Consider the following 24341-nt stretch of genomic DNA (forward strand, 5'->3'; position numbering starts at 1 on the left):
CAGATGACGGTCAGGCAGCTGTCCCTGCCGGAGCTGGCCGACGCCTGCCGCGCGGCAGGCGTCGGCCAGGTCGGACTGTGGCGGGAACCGGTCCGGGCCCACGGTCTCGAACGGACCGCCGAGCTGATGCGCGCCGCGGGCCTGACGGTGACCACGCTGTGCCGGGGCGGCTTCCTCACCGCCACCGACCCCGGGGAGCGGGCCCGGGCGCTGGCCGACAACCGGCGGGCGGTGGACGAGGCGGCCACCCTGGGCACCGGCACCCTCGTCCTGGTCTCCGGCGGCCTGCCGGCCGGCTCCACGGACCTGCCCGGCGCCCGGGAGCGGATCGCGGACGCGCTCGCCGAGCTGGGCCCCTACGCCGAGTCCCGGGGCGTCCGCCTCGCCATCGAGCCCCTGCACCCCATGTACGCCGCCGACCGCTGCGTGGTCTCCACCCTCACCCAGGCCCTGGACCTCGCCGAGCGCTTCCCCGCCCACCAGGTCGGCGTCACGGTGGACACCTACCACCTGTGGTGGGACGACACCGCCCCCGGGCAGGTCGCCCGCGCGGGCGCGGGGGGCCGCATCCACGCCTTCCAGCTCGCTGACTGGACGACACCACTGCCCGAGGGCGTCCTCAACGGCCGCGGCCAGATCGGCGACGGCTGCGTCGACATGCGGGCCTGGACGGGGTACGTGGAGGCCGCCGGGTACACCGGCCCGATCGAGGTCGAGCTGTTCAACGAGGCGCTGTGGGCCCGGGACGGCCGGGAGGTGCTGGCGCAGACGGTGACGCGCTTCCTGGACCACGTCGCCCGCCCGGGTGAGGGCCGCCGGGAAGAATCTTCCCGGACCCGTGCAACCCTTCCGCCGCCGCGCGGGTCGTAGGGGGCATCAGGACTTCTGGGTGGGGACCCGGGGGGGATGAGGGGGTCCTGGTACGGAGGGGAGAGCCGAGGGGGTGTGCCCGGGTCGACGGACCGGGGCACGCCCTCGAAGCGTTCCCGGGCCCCCGGCCCGCCCGCGCACGGTCGCTCTCTCTCCCGCCGCCGCACGGCCGCCGCCCGGACCCGGGCCGCTGTCGGTGCCGGGCGGTACGGTCGGATCATGTCCGATCAGACGGGGAGCGGGGAGCGGCGGACGGCCGTGCTGGAAGGCGTGCTGGAGCGGATCACGTACGCCAACGAGGAGAACGGCTACACCGTCGCCCGGGTCGACACCGGACGCGGCGGCGGCGACCTGCTGACGGTCGTCGGCGCGCTGCTCGGCGCCCAGGTGGGGGAGTCGCTGCGGATGGAGGGCCGCTGGGGCTCGCACCCCCAGTACGGCAAGCAGTTCACGGTGGAGAACTACACCACGGTCCTGCCCGCCACCGTCCAGGGCATCCGCCGCTACCTCGGCTCGGGCCTGGTCAAGGGCATCGGGCCGGTCTTCGCCGACCGCATCACCCAGCACTTCGGGACCGACACCCTGCGCATCATCGAGGAGGAGCCCAAGCGCCTCGTCGAGGTCCCCGGCCTGGGCCCGAAGCGCACCAGGAGGATCGCCGACGCCTGGGAGGAACAGAAGGCGATCAAGGAGGTCATGCTCTTCCTCCAGACGGTGGAGGTCTCCACCTCCATCGCCGTGCGCATCTACAAGAAGTACGGCGACGCCTCCATCTCCGTGGTCAAGGACCAGCCCTACCGGCTGGCCTCCGACGTCTGGGGCATCGGCTTCCTCACCGCCGACCGGATCGCCGCTTCCGTCGGCATCCCGCACGACAGCCCCGAGCGGGTCAAGGCGGGCCTGCAGTACGCCCTGTCCCAGTCCGCCGACCAGGGCAACTGCTACCTGCCCGAGGAGCGGCTGATCGCGGACGCGGTGAAGCTGCTCCAGGTCGACACCGGGCTGGTCATCGAGTGCCTCGCCGAGCTGGCCGCACCCGCCGCGGAGGGCGAGGAGCCGGGCGTCGTACGGGAGAAGGTCCCCGCGCCCGACGGCGGCTCGGAACCGGTCACGGCCGTGTACCTGGTCCCCTTCCACCGCGCCGAACTCGCCCTCTCCGCCCAGCTGCTGCGCCTGCTGCGCACCCGGGAGGACCGGATGCCCGCCTTCCGGGACGTGGCCTGGGACAAGGCGCTGTCCTGGCTCAGGAGCCGCACGGGGGCCGAGCTGGCGCCCGAGCAGGAGGCGGCGGTGAAGCTGGCGCTCACCGAGAAGGTCGCCGTGCTCACCGGCGGCCCCGGCTGCGGCAAGTCCTTCACCGTCCGTTCCGTCGTGGAGCTGGCCCGCGCCCGCAAGGCCCGGGTGCTGCTGGCCGCGCCCACCGGCCGCGCCGCCAAGCGGCTGGCCGAGCTGACCGGCGCCGAGGCCTCCACCGTGCACCGGCTGCTGGAGCTGAAGCCCGGGGGCGACGCGGCCTACGACCGGGACCGCCCGCTGGAGGCCGACCTGGTCGTGGTGGACGAGGCCTCGATGCTGGACCTGCTGCTCGCCAACAAGCTGGTCAAGGCGGTGCCCCCGGGGGCGCACCTGTTGTTCGTGGGGGACGTCGACCAGCTGCCCAGCGTGGGCGCCGGCGAGGTGCTGCGGGACCTGCTGGCCGACGGCAGCCCGGTGCCGGCCGTCCGGCTCACCCGGGTCTTCCGCCAGGCCCAGCAGTCGGGCGTGGTGACCAACGCGCACCGGATCAACGCCGGGCAGCATCCGCTCACCGACGGCATGCAGGACTTCTTCCTGTTCGTCGAGGACGACACCGAGGAGGCCGGCCGGCTCACCGTGGACGTGGCCGCCCGGCGCATTCCGGCCAGGTTCGGTCTCGACCCGCGCCGGGACGTGCAGGTCCTCGCGCCCATGCACCGCGGCCCGGCCGGCGCCGGCACCCTCAACGGACTGCTCCAGCAGGCCATCACCCCGGGTCGCCCGGACCTGCCCGAGAAGCGGTTCGGCGGGCGGGTCTTCCGGGTCGGCGACAAGGTGACACAGATCCGCAACAATTACGACAAAGGCACCAACGGTGTCTTCAACGGCACCGTCGGCGTCGTCACCTCGCTCGATCCGGTCGACCAGCGTCTGACGGTGCTGACCGACGAGGACGAGGAGGTGCCCTACGACTTCGACGAGCTGGACGAACTGGCCCACGCCTACGCGGTGACCATCCACCGCTCGCAGGGCAGCGAGTACCCGGCCGTGGTGATCCCGGTGACCACCGGGGCGTGGATGATGCTCCAGCGCAACCTGCTCTACACGGCCGTCACCCGGGCCAAGCGGCTGGTGGTCCTCGTCGGTTCGCGCCGGGCCATCGGCCAGGCCGTGCGCACGGTGTCGGCCGGACGGCGCTGCACGGCCCTCGACGCCCGGCTGGCGGCACCGTCCGGAGGCCTCCTCCTGGCCGGTCCGGACGGGCATCACAAAAAATGATCGATCAAATGAGTCGTGAAGGTCACAGAGCACTTCCCGTTGCCCGCCGGAGGGGGCAGGATGAGCAGGTTGGCGGCACTGAGTGCCGCCAATAGGCCCAATGGTCGACCCCGAGTGCACTCTCCTGAGCCAAATGGGGGATGGTAGAGACAGTCAGGGCACCTCGAAGATGAGGCACTACGTCGGTGAGGGAAGACGTGAGCGACAACTCTGTAGTACTGCGGTACGGCGACGGCGAGTACACCTACCCGGTGGTCGGCAGCACCGTCGGCGACAAGGGCTTCGACATCGGGAAGCTGCGCGCCCAGACCGGTCTGGTGACTCTGGACAGCGGTTACGGCAACACGGCCGCGTACAAATCCGCGATCACCTACCTCGACGGCGAGGCGGGCATCCTGCGGTACCGGGGATACCCGATCGAGCAGCTGGCCGAGCGTTCCACCTTCCTCGAGGTGGCGTACCTGCTGATCAACGGTGAGCTGCCGACCGTCGACGAGCTCTCGGCGTTCAAGAACGAGATCACGCGGCACACCCTGCTGCACGAGGACGTCAAGAACTTCTACCGGGGCTTCCCGCGCGACGCCCACCCGATGGCCATGCTGTCCTCGGTCGTCTCGGCGCTGTCCACCTTCTACCAGGACAGCCACAACCCGTTCGACGCCAAGCAGCGCGACCTCTCCACCATCCGCCTGCTCGCCAAGCTCCCGACGATCGCGGCGTACGCGTACAAGAAGTCGATCGGTCACCCGTTCGTCTACCCGCGCAACGACCTCGGCTACGTCGAGAACTTCCTGCGCATGACGTTCTCGGTGCCGGCGGACGAGTACGAGCTGGACCCGGTCGTGGTCTCCGCCCTGGACAAGCTGCTGATCCTGCACGCGGACCACGAGCAGAACTGTTCGACGTCGACGGTCCGCCTGGTCGGCTCCTCGCAGGCGAACATGTTCGCGTCCATCTCGGCCGGCATCAACGCCCTGTGGGGCCCGCTGCACGGCGGCGCCAACCAGTCCGTCCTGGAGATGCTCGAGGGCATCCGGGACGCCGGCGGCGACGTCGATTCCTTCATCCGCAAGGTGAAGAACAAGGAGGACGGCGTCCGGCTGATGGGCTTCGGCCACCGGGTCTACAAGAACTTCGACCCGCGCGCCAAGATCATCAAGGCGGCCGCGCACGACGTGCTGTCCGCGCTCGGCAAGTCCGACGAGCTGCTGGACATCGCGCTGAAGCTGGAGGAGCACGCGCTCTCCGACGACTACTTCGTCTCGCGCAGCCTCTACCCGAACGTCGACTTCTACACCGGCCTGATCTACCGGGCCATGGGCTTCCCGACCGAGATGTTCACGGTTCTGTTCGCCCTCGGCCGGCTGCCGGGCTGGATCGCCCAGTGGCACGAGATGATCAAGGAGCCGGGCTCCCGCATCGGCCGTCCGCGCCAGATCTACACGGGCGTGGTGGAGCGGGACTTCATCCCCGTCGAGGAGCGCTGAGCACACCCGGGAGACCGGGAAAAGCGGAAGGCGCCCTGACGCCGGTCCCCCCACGGGCCGACGTCCAGGGCGCCTTCCCATGTCCCGGTGCGGATTCCCCCCACGGGATCCGGCCGGGCGTCTGGTGAGGACAGCGCCTGAATCGCTGTGTCGGGCACGGCGAGCCGAACTCGCCGTGCCCCGCGCACTTTCGTGCTCCTCGTGCTCCAGTGACGCGGTGCGATCTGCCGGGACCCGTACCGGTCGGGAGGGCCGCTCAAAGCTTCCCGAAGTACGTGCCCCGGCAACGCATCTCTGAGGAAGTCCCCCAAGACATCCCCAGATGCCAGTCAGCGCCCCCCAAGACGCTTTTCTGACACCGCCAACTTAGACCTTCGAAGCCCTTCGATGGTTACGTTCGCGTCACTGTGATCTGCGTCTCTTGCATATGTCCTTTACCTGCGCAAGAGGCCCGATACGGCGATCGGGACCCCGGGCGTAAGGATGATGCGCGAGCCTTGTGAAGAGCTTATGTGAGGTGCGCGCCGGACTGAAGGGGGGTACCGGTTTCGGCCGACTGCTACCGCCGGTAACTTCGGCGGCGCCGCCCCCGGGCCGCCTCCCGGCCTCAGCGGAAGGTGCGCAGCCGCAGGCTGTTGGTCACCACGAACACCGAGGAGAAGGCCATCGCCGCGCCCGCGATCATCGGGTTCAGCAGCCCCGCGGCGGCCAGTGGCAGCGCGGCCACGTTGTAGCCGAAGGCCCAGGCCAGGTTGGACTTGATGGTGCCGAGCGTCCGCCGGGAGAGCCGGATGGCGTCCGCGGCCACCCGCAGGTCGCCGCGCACCAGCGTCAGGTCGCTCGCCTCTATCGCCGCGTCCGTGCCGGTGCCCATGGCGAGCCCGAGGTCGGCGGTGGCCAGCGCGGCCGCGTCGTTGACGCCGTCGCCGACCATGGCGACGGTACGGCCCTCGCCCTGCAACCGCCGTACGACGTCCGCCTTGCCCTCGGGCAGCACCTCGGCGATCACGTCGTCCGGGGCGATGCCGACGGCCCGCGCGACCGCCTCGGCGACCGTCCGGTTGTCGCCGGTGAGCAGCACCGGGGTGAGCCCCAGCGCCCGCAGCTCGCGCACCGCCTCGGCGCTGGTCTCCTTGACGGCGTCGGCGACGGCGAGAACCCCGCGCGCCCGGCCGTCCCAGCCCGCCAGCACGGCCGTACGGCCCTCCCGTTCGGCCCGGGCGCGGACCTCGGCCAGCTCCGGCGGCACCTCGTCGAACAGCCGCCCGACGGCCACCTCGCGGCCCGCCACCCGCCCGCGCACGCCCCGGCCCGGCACGTTCTCGAAGTGCTCGGTGCCCGGCAGTTCCCCGGCGCGCTCCTCGGCGCCCGCGGCGATCGCCCGGGCGACGGGGTGTTCCGAGGCGCGCTCCAGGGCGCCCGCGAGCCGCAGCAGCTCCCGCTCGTCGGTGCCGGCGGCGGCGTACACCTCCTGGAGGGTCATGCGGCCGGTGGTGACGGTGCCGGTCTTGTCTAGGACGACCGTGTCGACGCGCCGGGTGGACTCCAGCACCTCGGGGCCCTTGATGAGGATGCCGAGCTGGGCGCCCCGGCCGGTGCCGACCAGCAGCGCCGTCGGCGTGGCCAGGCCCAGCGCGCACGGGCAGGCGATGATCAGCACGGCCACCGCGGCCGTGAAGGCGGCCGCGGCGTCGCCGGTGACGCCCAGCCACGCGGCGAACGTGGAGAGCGCGATCAGGATGACCACCGGCACGAACACGGCCGAGATCCGGTCGGCGAGCCGCTGCACCTCGGCCTTGCCGTTCTGCGCGTCCTCCACCAGCTGCGCCATCCGCGCCAGCTGGGTGTCCGCACCGACCCGGGTCGCCTCGACGACCAGCCGGCCGCCGGCGTTGACGGTCGCCCCGGCGACGGGGGAGCCGGGGCCCACGTCCACCGGCACCGACTCGCCGGTCAGCATGGACGCGTCCACGGCGGAGACGCCCTCGACGACCGTGCCGTCGGTGGCGATCTTCTCCCCGGGCCGCACGACGAACCGGTCCCCGGCGGCCAGCGCGGACACCGCGATCCGCACCTCGCGCCCGGCCCGCAGCACGGTGACGTCCTTCGCCCCCAGCTCCATCAGCGCCCGCAGCGCCGCCCCCGCGCGCCGCTTGGAGCGGGCCTCCAGGAACCGGCCGAGCAGGATCAGGGCGACGACCCCGGCGGCCACCTCCAGGTACACGGTGGAGGCACCGTCCGTGCGGGAGACGGTGAGGCGGAACTCGTCGCGCATGCCGGGCATCCCCGCGTCGCCGAGGAACAGCGCCCACAGCGACCAGCCGAACGCGGCCAGCGTGCCCACCGAGACCAGGGTGTCCATGGTGGCCGCGCCGTGCCGGGCGTTGGTCCAGGCGGCCCGGTGGAACGGCGCCCCGCCCCAGACGACGGCCGGCGCGGCGAGGGTGAGCGACAGCCACTGCCAGTTGTCGAACTGGAGCGCGGGGACCATGGCGAGCAGCACGACGGGCAGGGCCAGGGCGGCGGAGACGGTGAAGCGGGTGCGCAGCGCGGCGAGTTCCGGGTCGTCGCCGCTCCCGGCGGCCCGCTCGTCCGGCTGCGGCTCGGGGGGCGCGGGCTCCTCGGCCGTGTAGCCGGTGCGCTCCACGGTGGCGATGAGGTCGGCCACCTCGACCCCGTCGGCGTAGCTGACCCTGGCCTTCTGCGTCGCGAAGTTCACCGTGGCGCTGACGCCGTCCATGCGGTTGAGCTTCTTCTCGACGCGGGCGGCGCAGGACGCGCAGGTCATGCCGCCGATGAGCAGGTCGACCTCGGAGGTCTCCGCTATCGGCGCGCCGGTGGGTGCCGCTGCGGTGGTACTGGTCATGTCCGGACTCCAGACGACGGACCGGACCGTACGGAACCAGTATGAGCTGGTCGGTACGGCCCGGTCGGACAACGGACGGGCGGGCCGGCGCACCGGCCGGGCCGCGGTGGGTCAGGCCTTGCCGGCCAGCTCGAAGCCGGCCTCGTCGACGGCGGCGCGGACGGCCTCGTCGTCGAGGGGGGACGCGGAGACGACGGTGACCTCGCCGGTCGAGGCGACGGCCTTCACCGAGCTGACGCCCGGGATGGCGGAGATCTCCCCGGAGACGGAGCCCTCGCAGTGTCCGCAGCTCATGCCGGTCACCTGGTAGACGGCGGTGACGGAGCCCGAAGTGTCGGTCTGGGCGGTCATGTCGTTACTCCTCGTCGAGAGGCGGGTGGGGCCGATGGGGCTCGCGAGGGAGCCTCACCCTCGTCACACTATACCCCTAGGGGGTATTTCTCCAACAGGGATCGCGGCGCGCCAGCGAACGCGTCCAGGCCAGCGCGACCAGGCAGACCAGGGCCGTGCCGCCCACCGAGAACACCGTGCACAGCTGCTCCTGCTGCTCGGTCGGCAGGGCCACCGCCGCCCGCGCGACCGGCTCCCCGTTCCCTCCGGTACCCGCCGCTCGCGCCGTCAGCCAGAGGGCGAACGCCTGCGCGCAGTCCCCGAGGGCGTGCAGCGAGGCGGCGCCCAGGAGCGCGCCGACGGCCGGCGCGGCGAGCCGGAAGCGGCCGTCGGCGCGGCGCGAGGCCAGCAGCGCGCCCCCGGCGACCGCCCCCCACAGGCCGTGGCCCAGCGGGGTGAGCAGCCCGCGCGGGAACTCGGCCGCCAGCAGTGCCCGTGCGCCGGCGCCCCCGGCGGCGACCGCGCCCACGGCGTACCCGGCGCCCTCCAGGGCCGCGAAGCCGAGGCCCACGGCCGCGCCCAGCACCAGCCCGGCGCGTGCGCCGCCGACGGCGGGCTGCCGGCGCACCACGAACGCCAGGGCGCCCAGCTGCGCCACCGCCTCGACGAGGGCGACGCCGGTGTACGCCGCCAGGGAGGGGTGCCGCAGCGGGTACCCGGTCAGCGGGGCGGCGAGGGCGCCCAGCGCGCCGCCGGCCAGGAAGCAGCCGAGGACCGCGCTGACGCCGAGGTCGTGGCCGTGCCGTTCACAGGCCCACAGGACGAAGGCGACCGGGACCAGGAAGCAGCCGAGCAGGGTCAGCGTGGGCAGCGGCGCGGTGCTGCCGGTCGCGTACGCCGCCCACGCGGCCGACGCCCCGAGGGCCAGCCCGCCGCCCAGGCAGCGCCGCCAGAGGCCGGGGCGGATGCGGGGGTACAGGGGCGGCGGCTGCTGGGGGCGGGGGATGCGGGCACGCGGGGTGCCGGGCGGCGGAGAGTGCGTCACGGCGGTCCCCTCGTGCTCCTGCTGGGCTTTTCCTCCGCACTTTAGGCATATGCGCCCGGTGACGCAGTCCGGACGAGGAGTGTCCGCCGGCGCCGGTCGCCCTGCCGGCCGAGCCCCGCCGGGCGCCGCCGTCCCCGCCGCCGCTTCGATCCGCCCGCCGCACACCTCATCCTGGGGTGATCACCGGTGATCGCCGAGGAGAGGCAGACGCATGAGAGCCGTCGTGTTCGAGCAGTACGGGGAGCCCGCCGAGGTGCGGGAGGTGCCGGACCCGCGGCCGACGGAGCACGGGGTCGTGGTGCGGGTGGCGGCGACCGGGCTGTGCCGCAGCGACTGGCACGGCTGGATGGGGCACGACCCGGACGTCCGGCTGCCGCACGTACCGGGCCACGAACTCGCCGGGACCGTAGAGTCGGCGGGCTCCCGGGTCACCGCCTGGCGGCCCGGCGACCGGGTCACCGTGCCCTTCGTCTGCGCCTGCGGCACCTGCCCGTCCTGCGCGGCGGGTCAGCAGCAGGTGTGCGAGCGCCAGACCCAGCCCGGCTTCCACCACTGGGGCTCGTTCGCCCAGTACGTCGCCCTGGACCACGCCGACGTCAACCTGGTCGCCGTCCCGGACGACATGTCCTTCGCCACCGCGGCCGGCCTCGGCTGCCGCTTCGCCACCGCGTTCCGGGCCGTCGTGCAGCAGGGCCGGGCGGCGACGGGGGAGTGGGTCGCGGTGCACGGCTGCGGCGGCGTCGGACTGTCGGCGGTGATGATCGCGGCGGCCGCCGGAGCGCGGGTGGTCGCCGTCGACGTGTCGCCCCGCGCCCTGGAGCTGGCCCGGAGCTTCGGCGCGGCGCACTGCGTGGACGCGGCGCGGGTGCCCGACCCGGCGGCGGCGGTCCGCGACCTCACCGGCGGCGGCGCCCACCTCTCCCTGGACGCCCTCGGCTCACCGGCCACCTGCGCCGGCTCGGTCGACTCCCTGCGCCGCCGGGGCCGGCACGTCCAGGTCGGCCTGCTGCCCTCACCCGACGGCACCACCCCCGTACCGCTCGCCCGGGCCATCGCCCTGGAACTCGAACTCCTCGGCAGCCACGGCATGGCCGCGCACGCCTACCCCGGCATGCTCCAGCTGGTCCGCTCCGGCGTGCTGCGCCCCGACCTGCTGGTGACGCGGACCATCGGTCTCGACGCGGCCCCCGCGGCGCTGGCCGCGATGGGCACGGCGCCGGGGGCTGGTGTCACGGTCGTCGAGCCCTGGAGCTGACCCGGGCGGGCCGGGGCGGGGAGGACAGCGGTCAGCTCTCGTCGCGGCCGCGGTTGCGGGGCCGGGAGGCGACCCAGGCGCGCACCGTGTCGGCGTACCAGTAGGGCTTGCCGCGCTCCACGTGGTCGGGCGGTGGCAGCAGCCCGTGCTTGCGGTAGGAGCGCACGGTGTCCGGCTGCACCCGGATGTGCGCCGCGATCTCCTTGTACGACCACAGCCGTCGGTCGGTCATGAGCTGCACCTCCCCGCGCGCGCCGCGGCGGCGGCCGGGACGGCCGTCGGGGGAGCCGGGCGCTGCGCTGGCGATCACCAAGCCAGTGCCCGGTGAACGACCCGGCGTGACGGAGAGGAAGCGGCTGTGGACCGGGTGTGACCGGCAGCCCGCGTACATGAGACATGTGTGACAGGAGAGGAGTATTTGTGACACGGCTGCCGCACGGGCCCGCACGGCTGCCGCACGGGCCCGCACCCGTCCCCGGGCGGGGCCCGTCGCCCCGCCGGGTTCAGGCCCCGCAGGAGCGCAGGAACGCCCGGGTCCGCCGCGCGATCGGCAGCGGCCGGTCCGGTTCGCACGGGTACATGTCCTGCTCGACGATCGCGAACAGGTCGGTGTCCAGCTTGCGGGCCGCCTCCAGCACCGGTCCCAGCGGGGGCACCCCGGACGGCGGCTCGCACATCACCCCCCGGGCGACCGCGGGCCCGAACGGCGTGCCCTCGGCCCGCACGTCCGCCAGGATCTCCGGGTCGACCTGCTTGAGGTGCAGATACCCGATGCGCTCCCCGTAGGTCTCGATCAGCCGGACGCTGTCGCCGCCGCAGTAGGCGTAGTGCCCGGTGTCCAGGCACAGCGACACCAGGTCGGAGTCGGTGGCGTCGAGGAAGCGGGTGACGTTCCGCTCGCTGTCGATGTGGGTGTCGGCGTGCGGGTGGACGACGATTCTCAGCCCGTAGCGCTCCCGCACCTCCCGCCCCAGCCGCTCGGTCAGCGAGGTGAGGTCCCGCCACTGCGCCGGGGTCAGCTCGGAGGGCTCGAGCACCTCGCCCGTCCGGTCGTCCCGCCAGAAGGAGGGGATGACGACCAGGTGCCGGGCGCCCATGTCCCGGGTGAGCGCGGCGATGGAGCTCACGTGCTCCCAGGTGCGCTCCCACACCGCCTCGCCGTGGTGCAGGCCCGTGAAGACGGTGCCGGCCGACACCTTCAGGCCGCGCCGGGCCGTCTCCTCGGTGAGCACGCCCGGATCGGTGGGCAGATAGCCGTAGGGGCCCAGCTCGATCCACTTGTAGCCGGCGGCGGCGACCTCGTCGAGGAAGCGCGGCCAGGGCACCTGCCGGGGGTCCTCGGGGAACCAGACCCCCCAGGAGTCGGGCGCCGATCCGACGCGGATGCGGGAGACACCGGAGACTGGGGGCTGAGCCGGCAGCGACGTCATGGGCGTCAGGGTGCGCGGCGCGGGCAGGGGTGTCAAGGACTGGTCCGAATGTCCGGACAAAGCATTGACAGCGTTCCCGGTGCGGGCTACAAACCGGGGAGAGCCGTGACGAAGGGAAGCCGGATGGCGTACGAGCTGATCACCATGGGGCGGATCGGCGTGGACCTCTATCCCCTGCAGACCGGCGTGCCGCTCGCCCAGGTGTCGTCCTTCGGCAAGTTCCTCGGCGGGTCGGCGACCAACGTCGCGGTCGCCGCGGCCCGGCTCGGCCGCCGCACCGCCGTCATCACCCGCACCGGCGACGACCCCTTCGGCGCCTACGCGCACGAGGCCCTGCGCGGCTTCGGCGTCGACGACCGCTGGGTCACCGCCGTCCCCGGACTGCCCACCCCGGTCACCTTCTGCGAGGTCTTCCCGCCGGATGACTTCCCGCTCTACTTCTACCGGCAGCCCAAGGCGCCCGACCTGGAGATCGACGCCCACGACCTCGACCTGGAAGCCGTGCGCGAGGCGGGCGTCTTCTGGGTCACCGGCACCGGACTGAGCGCCGAGCCCAGCCGGACGGCGACCCTGGCGGCCCTCGCCCACCGCGCCAAGGCCGGCCCGACGGTCCTCGACCTCGACTGGCGCCCCATGTTCTGGTCCGACCCGGACCAGGCGCGTCCCTTCTACGCCGAGGCGTTGCGCCACGCCACCGTGGCCGTGGGCAACGTCGACGAGGTGGAGGTCGCCACCGGGCTGCGCGAGCCGCACGCCGCCGCCCGCGCGCTGCTGGCCGCGGGCGTACGGACCGCCGTGGTCAAACGGGGGCCCGAGGGCGTCCTCGCCGTGGGGGCCGACGGCCGGACGGCCGAGGTCCCGCCGCTGTCCGTCACCGTCCTCAACGGGCTCGGCGCCGGTGACGCCTTCGGCGGCTCCCTCTGCCACGGCCTGCTCGCCGGCTGGGACCTCGCGACCACCATGCGGTACGCCAACGCGGCCGGTGCCATCGTCGCCTCCCGCCTGGAGTGCTCCTCCGCGATGCCCACCGCCGCCGAGGTGGCCGCCGCCCTGGAGGCCGGGGCGGTGCGGGCCGGATGACCGGCACCGGACTGCACCTGGCCGGGGGGACCGCCGCCCGCGGCCCGTACGCCCTCGACATCGGCCCCAAGCTGGCCGGCTGGACCCACAGCAGCCTGCGCGTCGTGGAGTTGGCACCTGGCGGCAGCCATCTGTTCACCACCGGGGACAGCGAATGGATCGTGCTTCCGCTGCGGGGCGGCTGTACCGTGCGGACAGCGGGGAAGGAGTTCCAAATCCGCGGCCGCGACAGCGTGTTCACGTCGGTCACGGACTTCGCGTACGCCCCCCGGGACGCCCGGGTCCAGATCGCCTCCGGCGCGGGAGGCCGCTTCGCCCTGGCAGGAGCGAAGTGCGAGCGACGACTCCCCGCCCGCTACGGCTCCGCGCCGGAGGTCCCCGTCGAGGAGCGCGGCAGCGGCGGCTGCACCCGCCACGTGCGCAACTTCGCCGCCGCCGACGTCTTCGACTGCGACCGGCTGATCGCCGTGGAGGTGATCACCCCGGCCGGCAACTGGTCGTCGTACCCGCCGCACAAGCACGACGAGCACCGGCCTGGCGAGGAGTCGGTGCTGGAGGAGATCTACTACTTCGAGATCGACGGCCCCGGCGGCTTCGGCTACCAGCGGGTCTTCCCCTCCCGGGCCGGCGGCGCCGACCTGCTCGCGGAGGTCCGCTCCGGCGACGCCGTGCTCGTCCCCGACGGCTGGCACGGCCCGTCGATCGCCCACCCCGGCCACGCCATGTACTACCTGAACGTCATGGCGGGCCCCGGCGCGGACCGGGAATGGCGCATCCGCTTCCACCCCGACCACCTGCCCGGCACCGGAGGTTACCGATGACGGCCGCGACGCCGCGGCTCACCGTCGCGCAGGCGCTGGTCCGCTTCCTCGCCGCCCAGTACACCGAGCGGGACGGCGTGCGGCGGCGGCTGATCGGCGCGACCTGGGGCATCTTCGGCCACGGCAACGTCGCCGGCCTCGGCCAGGCCCTCGTCGAGCACGCCGGCGTGATGCCGTTCCACCAGGGCCGCAACGAGCAGGCGATGGTGCACGCGGCCGTCGGGTACGCGCGGCAGTCGGGCCGGCTGTCCGCGCACGCGGTGACCACCTCCATCGGCCCCGGCGCCACCAACCTGGTCACCGGCGCCGCCCTGGCCACCGTCAACCACCTCCCGGTGCTGCTGCTGCCCGGCGACGTCTTCGCCACCCGCCCCGCCGACCCGGTCCTTCAGCAGCTCGAGGTCCCGTACGCCGGGGACGTCTCCGTCAACGACACCCTGCGGCCGGTGTCGCGGTACTTCGACCGGATCACCCGCCCCGAGCAGCTCGTCCCGGCCGCCCTCCAGGCCGCGCGGGTGCTCACCGACCCGGTGGAGACCGGCGCGGTCACCCTCGCCCTGCCCCAGGACGTCCAGGCGGAGGCGTGGGACTGGCCCGAGGACTTCTTCGCCGAGCGCGTGTGGACCGTACGCCGGCCGGGCCCGGACCCGGCCGAACTGGCCGCGGCCGTACGGCTGATCCGCTCCGCGGCCCGGCCCCTGGTCGTCGCCGGCGGCGGGGTGCACCACAGCCGCGCCGAGGAGGCCCTCGCCGCCTTCGCCGCGGCCACCGGCATCCCGGTCGCCGCCACCCAGGCCGGCAAGGGCTCCCTGCGCCACGACCACCCGCAGGACGTCGGCGGCATCGGCCACACCGGCACCGCCACCGCCGACGAACTGGCCCGCACCGCCGACCTGGTGATCGGGGTCGGCACCCGGTACACCGACTTCACCACCGCCTCCGGCACCCTGTTCCAGCACCCGGACGTCCGCTTCCTGAACCTCAACATCGCGCCCTTCGACAGCCACAAGCTCGCCGCGCTGCCGCTGGTCGCGGACGCCCGCAGCGGCCTGCGCGAGCTGACCGGGGCGCTGGCGGCGCACGGCCACCGGGTTGCGGACGCCTACGCCGCCGCCTACGGCGCGGACAAGGAGCGCTGGGAGCGCCGCGTCGACGCCTGCTACGCCGCCCCCGACCCTGGCGCGCGCCCCACCCAGCCGCAGGTGCTCGGCGCGCTGGACGCACTGGTCGACGACACCGACGTGATCGTCAACGCGGCCGGCTCCCTCCCCGGCGACCTGCACAAGCTGTGGCGGACCCGCTCCCGCGACCAGTACCACCTGGAGTACGGCTACTCCTGCATGGGCTACGAGATCCCGGCCGCGATCGGGGTGCTGCTCGCGGCGCCGGACCGGCCGGTGTGGGCGCTGGTCGGCGACGGCACCTACCTGATGATGCCGACGGAGATCGTGACGGCGGTGCAGGAGGGCATCGCCCTCAAGGTCGTCCTGGTGCAGAACCACGGGTACGCCTCGATCGGCGGGCTTTCGGAGTCCGTCGGCGCCGAGGGGTTCGCCACCGCCTACCGTTTCCCGGCGGCCGACGGCACGTACACCGGCGCCCCGCTCCCCGTGGACCTGGCGGCCAACGCGGCCAGCCTGGGGATGCGGGTGCTGCGCGCGGCGACCGTCGGCGAGCTGCGCGCGGCGCTCGCCGAGGCGCGCGCCGCCACCGTTCCCACATGTGTCTACGTGGAGACCGAAACGGCCGACACTGTGTCGGGCGCACCCGAGGCGCAGGCCTGGTGGGATGTACCCGTGGCCGCGACCGCGACCCGGTCGTCCGCGGTCACGGCACGTGAGCTGTACGAACGGCAGGTCTCGACCCGACGCCGCCATCTGTGAAGGAGTACTCGGTCATGACGAAGATCGTCAACCACTGGATCGGCGGCAAGTCCGTCGAGGGCGCCTCGGGCACCTACGGGCCGGTCACCGACCCGGCGACCGGCGCGGTCACCACGAAGGTCGCCTTCGCCTCGGCCGAGGACGTGGACACGGCCGTCGCGGCCGCCAAGGACGCCTTCGCCACCTGGGGCCGTTCCTCCCTGGCCCAGCGCACCTCCGTCCTGTTCCGGTTCCGCGCGCTGCTGGACGCCAACCGGGACGCCATCGCCGAGCTGATCACCGCCGAGCACGGCAAGGTGCACTCCGACGCCCTCGGCGAGGTCGCCCGCGGCCTGGAGATCGTCGACCTGGCGTGCGGGATCAACGTCCAGCTCAAGGGCGAGCTGTCGACGCAGGTCGCCAGCCGCGTGGACGTGGCCTCGATCCGCCAGCCGCTGGGTGTCGTCGCGGGCATCACCCCGTTCAACTTCCCGGCGATGGTCCCGATGTGGATGTTCCCGATCGCCATCGCCACCGGCAACACCTTCGTGCTGAAGCCGAGCGAGAAGGACCCCTCGGCCTCGGTCAGGATCGCCGAGCTGCTCTCCGAGGCGGGCCTGCCGGACGGCGTCTTCAACGTCGTGCACGGTGACAAGGCGGCCGTCGACCGCCTGCTGGAGCACCCGGACGTCAAGGCCGTCTCCTTCGTCGGCTCCACGCCGATCGCCCGCCACATCCACACCACCGCCGCCGCGCACGGCAAGCGCGTCCAGGCGCTCGGCGGGGCCAAGAACCACATGCTGGTGCTGCCGGACGCCGACCTGGACGCGGCCGCCGACGCGGCGGTCTCGGCGGCCTACGGCTCCGCGGGCGAGCGCTGCATGGCGATCTCGGCCGTCGTGGCGGTCGGCTCGATCGGCGACACGCTGGTGGAGAAGATCCGCGAGCGCGCCGAGAAGATCGTCATCGGCCCCGGCAACGACCCGGCGTCCGAGATGGGCCCGCTGATCACCCGGGCGCACCGCGACAAGGTCGCCTCCTACGTCGAGGGCGCGGCCGCCGAGGGCGCCGAGGTGGTGCTGGACGGCACCGGCCACACCGTCGAGGGCTTCGAGGACGGCCACTGGATCGGCATCTCGCTGCTCGACAAGGTGCCCACGAGCGCCCGGGCCTACCGGGACGAGATCTTCGGCCCGGTGCTGTGCGTGCTGCGCGTGGACACCTACGAGGAGGGGCTGGCCCTCATCAACGACTCGCCGTTCGGCAACGGCACGGCGATCTTCACCCGGGACGGCGGCGCGGCCCGCCGCTTCCAGCTGGAGGTCGAGGCCGGCATGGTCGGCGTGAACGTGCCGATCCCGGTGCCGGTGGGCTACCACTCCTTCGGCGGCTGGAAGGACTCCCTCTTCGGCGACCACCACGTCTACGGCAACGACGGCACGCACTTCTACACCCGCGGCAAGGTCGTCACCACCCGCTGGCCGGACCCGTCCGAGGCCCCGGAGGGCGTCGACCTGGGCTTCCCGCGCACGCACTGAGCAGCTCCGAAACCCCCGCCAGGCCGTCCGGATACCGGACGGCCTGGAATTTTTTTGACACCAAGGCTACGGTTATCGTATTAGGGGGATGAATCGGGCGGCGCAGGAGCTACAGCCTTATGACCTTCGAAAGCAAGGTCACACTTGATGAAGGCTTGATGAATGCTTCATTAACGGATTCACCCCTGCGAAAGCTATGTGACACTCCACGCTCCGCATCTGCGGATTCCGAAGGTAAACGCCCATTGACGGGGTGGTTTTCGTCGGGGTTCTATCAGCGCCGGGAGCGGACGACAGACGTACGACGAGCCGCCGGAGGCGATAGCGCTCCCGACCCACACCCGCTGCCGTACGACCGATCGGACACGCCGCATGACGGACACGCTCAGCCCTGTCGACCTCCCCCCGGGGGAAGCTCAGCAGGACAGCCCTCGGACACTGAAGCGTTCCATCGGCGTCGTCGGCGGCACCCTGCTCACGCTGTCCTGCGTGACGCCCGCCTCCACGCTCTTCGTGGTCGTCCCCGATCTGTTCGGCTCGCTGGGCACCGCCACCGCCCTGACCATCGCCATCGGCTCCCTCCTCTGTATCGCCGTGGCGTTCTGCTACTCCGAGCTGGGCACCCTCATCCCCAGCGCGGGCGGCGAGTACGCCATGGTGTCCACGATGGCCGGGCGGCTCGCGGGCTGGCTGGTCTTCGTGCTGTCGCTGCTGGTGGTGATGATCGTCCCGCCGGTGATCGCGATGGGCACGGCCGACTACCTCTCCCCGATCGTCCACCTCGACCCGTCGATGACCGGCGCCGGCGTCATGCTGCTGGCCACCCTCGCCGGTCTGCTCGACCTGCGCGCCAACGCCTGGATCACCGGCATATTCCTGGTCCTGGAGGTCATCGCGGCCGGCGTCGTCGCCCTGCTGGGCTTCACCCACGGCCACCGCGGCCTGGGCAGCCTCACCTCGATGCAGGTGGCGGGCGGCAGCGGCCACACGGACACCGTGACGGCGATGCTGGTCGTCTCCGGGCTCGCCATCGCCCTCTTCATCACCCAGGGCTTCTCGACCGCCGTCTACCTCTCCGAGGAGCTGGAGCACCCCCGGCGCAACGTCGCCCGGACGGTCCTGGCCACCCTCGCCATCTCCACCGTCGTCATCCTGGTCCCGGTCGTCGCCATCACCCTGGGCGCCTCCGACCTCCAGGAGCTGACCGGCGGCGACATCAGCTCCATGGTCACCGCCTGGTCCAACTCCGCGGTCGGCACCTTCGTCAGCCTCTGCGTGGCCCTCGCGATCATCAACGCGGGCATCGTCATGGTCATCCAGAACTCCCGCGTCCTGTTCGCCTCGGCCCGTGACAAGGCCTGGCCCGAGCCGGTCAACAACGTCTTCTCCAAGCTCGGCCGCTTCGGCTCCCCCTGGGTCGCCACCCTCGCCGTCGGCGTCCCCGGCGCGCTGCTCTGCTTCGTCAAGCTCGACACCCTCTACGGCGTCACGGGCGTCTCGGTGACCGGCATGTACCTCCTGGTCGCCGTCGCCGCCCTGCTGTGCCGCCGCGGCGCCCACAAGCACACGGCGGCCTGGCGGATGCCGCTGTGGCCCGCGGTGCCGGTGCTGCTGATCGCCGTCCTCGCCTACATCCTCACCCAGCAGGAGACCTCCTACCTGCTGTGGACCGGCGGCATCACCGCCGTCGCCACCCTCTACTGGGCGCTCTACCTCCGCCCCCGCCGCGACACCCGCTGGCTGGTGTCCATCCCGGAGGACGGCCGGCCCGCCGCCGACGCCACGCTCTAGGCAGGCCCCCTGCCCGCCGGGCACGCTCCGGAACCGCCCGGCGGGCCCCCGCCGAAGCCCGCCCTACCGCGGCCGGAGTACACGGCGGCGGGCCCGTACTCCCCGGGGAGGGCACCCGGTTCAGCCCGGCGGCCGCATCGGTCGCCGGGCCCGGCCCGTACCGTTGACCCATGGATCTTCGAGTGCCCGCGCCGCGAGGGCTGCTGAAGGGGCCGCGGCGGCTGCTCGCCGCCGCGGCCGCCGTCGTGGTGCTCGCCGGCGCCGGGACCTGGACGGCGGCCGTCGCCTCCGACGACACGCGGACGGTACGCGTAAGCGACCAGGTGCTGACGGTCGGCGGCGTGCGCCTGGACACCTCCTTCTTCGCCCCGGCCACCGCCGGCCGCCACCCGGCCGTCCTGCTGGCGCACGGCTTCGGCGGCACCAAGGACGACATGCGCGGGCAGGCCGAGGACCTCACCCGGCACGGCTACACCGTCCTGACCTGGACCGCGCGCGGCTTCGGCCGGTCCACCGGGAAGATCGGCATCAACGACCCCGCGCACGAGGTCGCCGACGTCTCCCGGCTCCTCGACTGGCTGGCCCGGCGGCCCGAGGTCCGCCTCGACGCACCCGGCGACCCGCGCGTGGGCATGGCCGGCGGCTCCTACGGCGGCGCCGTCGCCCTGCTCGCCGCCGGACACGACCACCGCGTCGACGCCATCGCCCCGGCCATCACCTACTGGAACCTCGCGGACGCCCTCTTCCCCGGCGGCGTCTTCAAGAAGCTGTGGACCGGGATCTTCTTCAACACCGGCGGCGGCTGCGACCGGTTCGAGCCCGCCCTGTGCCGGATGTACGACCGGGTCGCCGAGTCCGGCACCCCCGACGCGGCCGCCCGGGCCCTGCTGGAGGAACGCTCGCCGTCCGCCGTCGGCGACCGCATCAAGGTGCCCACCCTGCTGGTGCAGGGCCAGACGGACTCCCTGTTCACCCTCGGCCAGTCCGACGCCGCCGCCCGGGCCATCCGGGCCAACGGCGCCCCCGTGGACGTCGACTGGATCGCGGGCGGCCACGACGGCGGCGACATGGAGAGCGCCCGGGTGCAGGCACGCGTGCGCGACTGGTTCGACCGCTACCTCCGGGGCGACCGGGACGCCCCCACCGGCCCCGCCTTCCGGATCACCCGCACCGGCGGCGTCGACTCCACCGACGGCACCGCCCAGCTGCGCGGCGCGAGCGCGGACGCCTACCCCGGACTCCACGACCACCAGCGCGCCGTCCCCCTGACCGGCGGCGAGCAGCGCGTCACCAACCCGGCCGGCGCCAGCCCGCCCGCGGTCTCCGCGCTGCCCGGCCTCGGCGGCTCCGGCGGCCTCTCCCAGCTGTCCGCGCTGGGCCTCGGCGTCTCCCTCGACTTCCCCGGGCAGCACGCGCGCTTCGACTCGGCCCCGCTCACCCGCGACCTGCAAGTCACCGGCGCCCCGACCGCCACCGTCCACGTCACCTCCAGCCGCGCCGACGCCGTCCTGTTCGGCAAGGTCTACGACGTCTCCCCCGACGGCACCCGGCAGGTCCTGCCCGCCCAGCTGGTCGCCCCGTTCCGGGTCACCGGCGCCGCCGCCGGCAAGGACGTCACCGTCACCCTCCCCGCGATCGACCACCAGGTGCGCAAGGGCCACCGGCTCCGCCTGGTCCTCGCCTCCACCGACCTCGGGTACGCCTCACCGGCCGCCCCGGCGACCTACACCGTCGCCCTGAAGGGCGACCTCCGCGTGCCGACGGCCCCCGCCGTCACCACGGCCGCCGCGCCCCTGCCCTCCTGGGTCTGGTGGCTGCCCGCGGCCGGCGCCGCGGCCGCCCTCGCCCTGCTGCTGACCGGCCGCCGCCGTACGTCCGCACCCGCGCCCGACCCCGAGCTGGCCGGCGTGCCGCTGGTGATCACCGACCTGAGCAAGCGGTACGCCCGCTCCGCCGACCGGTACGCGGTGCGCGGGCTGTCCTTCCGGGTGGAGCGGGGCCAGGTGCTCGGCCTGCTCGGACCCAACGGCGCCGGCAAGACCACCACGCTGCGCATGCTGATGGGCCTGATCACTCCGGACTCCGGCGAGATCCGCGTCTTCGGCCACGCGATCCGGCCCGGCGCGACCGTGCTGTCCCGGGTCGGCGCCTTCGTGGAGGGCGCGGGCTTCCTGCCCCACCTGTCCGGCCGGGAGAACCTGGAGCTGTACTGGCGGGCCACCGGCCGCCCCGCCGGGGACGCCCACCTGGAGGAGGCCCTGGAGATCGCCGGCCTCGGCGACGCGCTCGCCCGCGCCGTACGCACCTACTCGCAGGGCATGCGCCAGCGGCTGGCCATCGCCCAGGCCATGCTCGGCCTGCCCGACCTGCTCATCCTCGACGAGCCCACCAACGGCCTCGACCCGCCCCAGATCCGGGAGATGCGCGAGGTGATGATCCGCTACGCGGCCGCCGGCCGCACCGTGATCGTCTCCAGCCACCTCCTCGCCGAGGTCGAGCAGTCCTGCACCCACCTGGTGGTGATGGACCGCGGCCGGCTCCTGCGGGCCGGACCGGTCCGGGACATCATCGGCTCCGGCGACACCCTGCTCGTGGGCACCGGCGCGCCGGTGGAGGAGCCGGTCGTGGAGAAGGTGGCCGCGCTGCCCGGCGTCGCCTCCGCCGCCCGCACCGACGAGGGGCTGCTCGTCCGCCTGGCGGCCGGCGGCACGGCCGAGCGGCTCGTCACCGAGCTGGTGCGCCTGGGCGTGCCGGTCGCCTCCGTCGGCCCGCACCGCCGCCTGGAGGACGCCTTCCTGACCCTGATCGGAGGTTCCGCATGAGCACGCTCGCCGAGCGCGCCGAGACGGCACCCGGCTACCGCGCGGGCCGCACCCTGCCGCTGCGCGTGGAGCTGGTCCGCCAGCTCAAGCGGCGCCGCACCCTGGTCATGGGCGCGATCCTGGCCGTGCTGCCGTTCGTGCTGCTGATCGCCTTCGCCGTCGGCGGCGACCCGGGCGGCCGCAACAACCAGGTCACCCTGATGGACACGGCCACCGCCTCCGGCGCCAACTTCGCCGCCGTGAACCTGTTCGTCTCGGCGGGCTTCCTGCTGGTCATCCCCGTCGCCCTGTTCTGCGGGGACACGGTCGCCTCCGAGGCCGGCTGGTCCTCCCTGCGCTATCTGCTCGCCGCGCCCGTGCCGCGGGCCCGGCTGCTGTGGTCCAAGCTCGTCGTGGCGCTCGGCCTGAGCCTCGCCGCGATGGTGCTGCTGCCGGTCGTGGCCCTCGCGGTCGGCACCGCCGCCTACGGCTGGGGCCCCCTGCAGATCCCCACCGGCGGCGCCCTGGATCCCGGTACGGCGGCGCAGCGCCTGGTGATCGTGGTGGCGTACGTCTTCGTGTCCCAGTCGGTCACCGCCGGGCTCGCCTTCTGGCTGTCGACCAGGACGGACGCCCCGCTGGGCGCGGTCGGCGGCGCGGTCGGCCTGACCATCGTCGGCAACGTCCTGGACGCCGTCACCGCCCTCGGCCACTGGCGCGACTTCCTGCCCGCGCACTGGCAGTTCGCCTGGGCCGACGCCGTGCAGCCGCGCCCCGAGTGGTCGGGCATGATCCAGGGCGCCGCGCTCTCCGTGACCTACGCCCTGGTGCTGTTCGCCCTGGCCTTCCGCGGCTTCACCCGCAAGGACGTGGTCTCCTAGGGCGGCGGCAGGCAGCTGTCCTGCACGTCCCGGCGGCGCCGGTCCGTGGCCGCTTCGAGATCCATCCGCAACGCCCCGGGACGCACGTTCCGGCCCCCCGCCGCGTCACAGTCGACGGACGGCACACACGTCCGGGCAGTCGACGTCGACCGGCACAGGGGGCACATGACATGCGGCGCAACGGCACACGGACACGGCGGAGCACGGGACGGACGCGCGGCGCGCTGGTCGCCCTCACCGCGGGCGGCCTGCTGCTGACCGGCTGCGGCGCGGGCGGCAGCGCCGACAGCAGCGGAGCGAGCCGGACGGACCACGGCCTGCCCGCCCCCGCCCCCGCCCACCCACGCGGCCCGGGGGAGCAGGACGGCCGCGAGTCCGGCCCGCCGGCCGGTCACCTCTCCACCTTCGCGCTCGACGTGGACACCGCCTCCTACGACTACGCCCGCCGCACCCTCGCCGAGGGCGGCCGGCCCGACCCGGCGACGATCCGGCCGGAGGAGTTCGTCAACAGCTTCCGCCAGGACTACCGCAGGCCCGACGGCAACGGCTTCGCCGTCACCGTCGACGGCGCCCGCACCGGCGCCGGGAACTGGTCCCTGCTGCGCGTCGGCCTCGCCACCCGCGCCTCCGCACCGGCCGGCGAACGCCCGCCCGCCGCCCTGACCTTCGTCATCGACGTCTCCGGCTCCATGGGCGAGACGGGCCGCCTCGACCTCGCCCGGCAGTCCCTGGACACCATGACCGACCGGTTGCGCGACGACGACTCGGTCGCCGTCGTCACCTTCAGCGACCGCGCCAGGACACTGCTGCCGATGACCCGCCTGGGCGGCCGGCGCGCCGAGGTCCACCACGTGATCGACGGCCTGGAGGCGCAGTCGTCCACCGACCTCGGCGCGGGCGTGGAGGCCGGGTACGCCACCGCCGTCGAGGGGCTGCGCAAGGGCGCCACCAACCGCGTCGTGCTGATCTCCGACGCCCTCGCCAACGACGGCGAGACCGACCCGGACGTCATCCTCGAACGCGTCGGCTCCGCCCGCCGCGAGCACGGCATCACCCTCTTCGGCGTCGGCGTCGGCAGCGACTACGGCGACGCCCTGATGGAACGCCTCGCCGACAAGGGCGACGGCCACACGGTGTACGTCTCCGACGCCGGCGAGGCCCGCACGGTCTTCTGCGAGCAGCTGCCGCGGAACATCGGGCTGACCGCCCGGGACGCCAAGGCCCAGGTCGCCTTCGACCCGCACACGGTCGCCGAGTTCCGCCTGGTCGGCTACGACGACCGCCGCGTCGCCGACGACGACTTCCGCGACGACCGGGTCGACGGCGGCGAGGCCGGCCCCGGCCACACCGTGACCGCGCTGTACACGGTGCGGACCAGGGCGGGCGCCGACGGCCACCTCGCCACCGCCACCGTCCGCTGGCTCGACCCGGCCACCCGCGCCCCGCACGAGGCGTCCGGCGAGCTGGAGACCGGCTCCCTGGCCGGCTCGCCGTGGAGCGCGAGCCCGCGCTTCCAGGTCACCGCGGTCGCCGCGTACTTCGCCGACGCCCTGCGCGCCGGCGGTGACCGGGGGCCCGCGCTGCCCGGCGCCCCGGCCCTTGACCGGCTCGGCCGCCGCGCCGCCGAACTGGCCGGCACCACCGAGGACAGGGACGTCACCGCGCTGGCGGACGCGATCCGGCAGGCCGCCCACCGGCAACCGGGAGACACCGGCCGGTGACCCATTGACCTTCCTTAACGCATGAGTAAGTTTACTCTGCGGTAAGTAC

Annotated in this window: 17 protein-coding genes; 12 read left to right on the plus strand and 5 right to left on the minus strand. The window is 73.6% G+C overall.

The annotated features are described in order from the left end of the window. Positions 1-3 precede the first annotated feature (3 nt). The 3 genes from ACZ6CZ_RS00910 to ACZ6CZ_RS00920 all read left to right on the plus strand — a co-directional run bounded on the left by ACZ6CZ_RS00910 (position 4) and on the right by ACZ6CZ_RS00920 (position 4871). Positions 4-870: a sugar phosphate isomerase/epimerase family protein gene (locus ACZ6CZ_RS00910; protein ID WP_469014346.1), complete on the plus strand. Its 867-nt coding sequence runs from the start codon at positions 4-6 to the stop codon at positions 868-870. Positions 871-1089: 219 nt separating this feature from the next. After that, positions 1090-3384, plus strand: a complete 2295-nt coding sequence (gene recD2, locus ACZ6CZ_RS00915) for an SF1B family DNA helicase RecD2 (RefSeq protein ID WP_469012639.1) — start codon at positions 1090-1092, stop codon at positions 3382-3384. 197 nt (positions 3385-3581) lie between these two features. Further along, positions 3582-4871 carry a citrate synthase gene (locus ACZ6CZ_RS00920; protein ID WP_469012644.1) on the plus strand — a complete coding sequence of 430 codons (1290 nt, stop codon included), beginning with the start codon at positions 3582-3584 and terminating at the stop codon, positions 4869-4871. A gap of 607 nt (positions 4872-5478) precedes the next feature. Here the strand turns inward: ACZ6CZ_RS00920 and ACZ6CZ_RS00925 are convergent. The 3 genes from ACZ6CZ_RS00925 to ACZ6CZ_RS00935 all read right to left on the minus strand — a co-directional run bounded on the left by ACZ6CZ_RS00925 (position 5479) and on the right by ACZ6CZ_RS00935 (position 9112). Beyond that, entirely contained in the window at positions 5479-7737 is a 2259-nt protein-coding gene (locus ACZ6CZ_RS00925; RefSeq protein WP_469012647.1) for a heavy metal translocating P-type ATPase, read from the minus strand. Between the two features lie 111 nt (positions 7738-7848). Then, positions 7849-8088, minus strand: coding sequence for a heavy-metal-associated domain-containing protein (locus ACZ6CZ_RS00930; RefSeq protein WP_469012653.1), 240 nt, complete (start codon positions 8086-8088; stop codon positions 7849-7851). Between the two features lie 76 nt (positions 8089-8164). Further along, positions 8165-9112, minus strand: coding sequence for a PrsW family glutamic-type intramembrane protease (locus ACZ6CZ_RS00935; RefSeq protein ID WP_469012657.1), 948 nt, complete (start codon positions 9110-9112; stop codon positions 8165-8167). A gap of 211 nt (positions 9113-9323) precedes the next feature. On the opposite strand from ACZ6CZ_RS00935, the gene ACZ6CZ_RS00940 reads away from it, so the two are divergent. After that, positions 9324-10367, plus strand: coding sequence for a zinc-dependent alcohol dehydrogenase family protein (locus ACZ6CZ_RS00940; RefSeq protein WP_469012658.1), 1044 nt, complete (start codon positions 9324-9326; stop codon positions 10365-10367). A 31-nt stretch (positions 10368-10398) separates the two neighbouring features. On the opposite strand, the gene ACZ6CZ_RS00945 is transcribed toward ACZ6CZ_RS00940, so the two are convergent. Together ACZ6CZ_RS00945 and ACZ6CZ_RS00950 are read right to left on the minus strand one after the other, a co-directional pair. Next, positions 10399-10599, minus strand: coding sequence for a helix-turn-helix transcriptional regulator (locus tag ACZ6CZ_RS00945; protein WP_469012661.1), 201 nt, complete (start codon positions 10597-10599; stop codon positions 10399-10401). Between the two features lie 271 nt (positions 10600-10870). Continuing rightward, positions 10871-11797 (minus strand): sugar phosphate isomerase/epimerase family protein, encoded by a 927-nt coding sequence (locus ACZ6CZ_RS00950; protein WP_469012663.1) that lies wholly within the window; start codon positions 11795-11797, stop codon positions 10871-10873. A gap of 123 nt (positions 11798-11920) precedes the next feature. On the opposite strand from ACZ6CZ_RS00950, the gene iolC reads away from it, so the two are divergent. From iolC to ACZ6CZ_RS00990, 8 genes are all read left to right on the plus strand, one after another. Then, complete coding sequence (gene iolC, locus ACZ6CZ_RS00955; RefSeq protein WP_469014348.1) at positions 11921-12877, plus strand: 5-dehydro-2-deoxygluconokinase; 957 nt, start codon at positions 11921-11923, stop codon at positions 12875-12877. Then, positions 12874-13698 carry a 5-deoxy-glucuronate isomerase gene (gene iolB, locus ACZ6CZ_RS00960; RefSeq protein ID WP_469012667.1) on the plus strand — a complete coding sequence of 275 codons (825 nt, stop codon included), beginning with the start codon at positions 12874-12876 and terminating at the stop codon, positions 13696-13698. Before iolC ends, iolB begins: the two co-directional genes overlap by 4 nt. Further along, positions 13695-15581, plus strand: a complete 1887-nt coding sequence (iolD, locus tag ACZ6CZ_RS00965; RefSeq protein WP_469012670.1) for a 3D-(3,5/4)-trihydroxycyclohexane-1,2-dione acylhydrolase (decyclizing) — start codon at positions 13695-13697, stop codon at positions 15579-15581. The genes iolB and iolD overlap by 4 nt, the downstream gene beginning before the upstream one ends. 14 nt (positions 15582-15595) lie before the next feature. Then, positions 15596-17098, plus strand: a complete 1503-nt coding sequence (mmsA, locus tag ACZ6CZ_RS00970) for a CoA-acylating methylmalonate-semialdehyde dehydrogenase (protein WP_469012676.1) — start codon at positions 15596-15598, stop codon at positions 17096-17098. A gap of 372 nt (positions 17099-17470) precedes the next feature. Continuing rightward, complete coding sequence (locus ACZ6CZ_RS00975; RefSeq protein ID WP_469012681.1) at positions 17471-18889, plus strand: APC family permease; 1419 nt, start codon at positions 17471-17473, stop codon at positions 18887-18889. 170 nt (positions 18890-19059) lie between these two features. Continuing rightward, positions 19060-21711 (plus strand): alpha/beta fold hydrolase, encoded by a 2652-nt coding sequence (locus ACZ6CZ_RS00980; RefSeq protein WP_469012686.1) that lies wholly within the window; start codon positions 19060-19062, stop codon positions 21709-21711. Next, on the plus strand, positions 21708-22571 hold the full coding sequence (locus ACZ6CZ_RS00985) for an ABC transporter permease (protein WP_469012687.1): 864 nt from the start codon (positions 21708-21710) through the stop codon (positions 22569-22571). The genes ACZ6CZ_RS00980 and ACZ6CZ_RS00985 overlap by 4 nt, the downstream gene beginning before the upstream one ends. Before the next feature lie 170 nt (positions 22572-22741). Next, on the plus strand, positions 22742-24292 hold the full coding sequence (locus ACZ6CZ_RS00990; protein WP_469012691.1) for a vWA domain-containing protein: 1551 nt from the start codon (positions 22742-22744) through the stop codon (positions 24290-24292). Positions 24293-24341 lie beyond the last annotated feature (49 nt).

It is taken from the genome of Streptomyces sp. NPDC041135 (assembly GCF_055592085.1).